The organism is Cupriavidus gilardii (assembly GCF_008801915.1).
Classification (GTDB): Bacteria; Pseudomonadota; Gammaproteobacteria; order Burkholderiales; family Burkholderiaceae; genus Cupriavidus; species Cupriavidus gilardii.
On sequence record NZ_VZOV01000088.1, the window covers coordinates 1 to 457 of the forward strand.

Genomic DNA, 457 nt, shown 5'->3' on the forward strand with positions numbered 1-457 from the left:
TTCGTAACCGTTTATCTCGTCATGCTTATCCAAAAGAAATTGAGTTTGTGGACAGTCTACCGAAAACCACGAGCGGAAAAATTCAAAGAGGACTGTTGAAGCAGCAAGAAATTGCAAAAATGCAGCAAGCCTACGCAAGCTAATTTGAACAAAGGGAAATATTTAGAATTTCCCTTTATTCTTTATATTAAAGATCGGCTTTCACTTCCTCACCAATTAAATAAAATGTTCCACCAGCAATATAGTGCAGGCTACGAAGTTCTTTTGGTGCATCTTGAAAATGCCAGTGCCCATCTCTAAAAACGCGACTATCTGCCCATGCACCTACAACAGAACCAATAAATAGGTCATGAGCTGACTGATTATGTGGCTCAGGAATAACTTTACATACCAGCCATGCGATACAACCTGATACAAGCGGACTGGTCAGATCTTTTTGGTAAAACAGCTCAACCCC

2 protein-coding genes are annotated in these 457 nt (G+C 40.3%); one reads left to right on the forward strand and one right to left on the reverse strand.

The window, feature by feature from the left end:
- Positions 1-143, forward strand: a 143-nt coding sequence (locus F7Q96_RS27545) for an AMP-binding enzyme (RefSeq protein WP_151023662.1), incomplete at its 5' end; no start/stop codon positions are given.
- A 44-nt stretch (positions 144-187) separates the two neighbouring features.
- Here the strand turns inward: F7Q96_RS27545 and F7Q96_RS26570 are convergent.
- Positions 188-457 (reverse strand): flavin reductase family protein (locus tag F7Q96_RS26570; protein WP_211923538.1); only part of this gene is annotated, 270 nt, incomplete at its 5' end.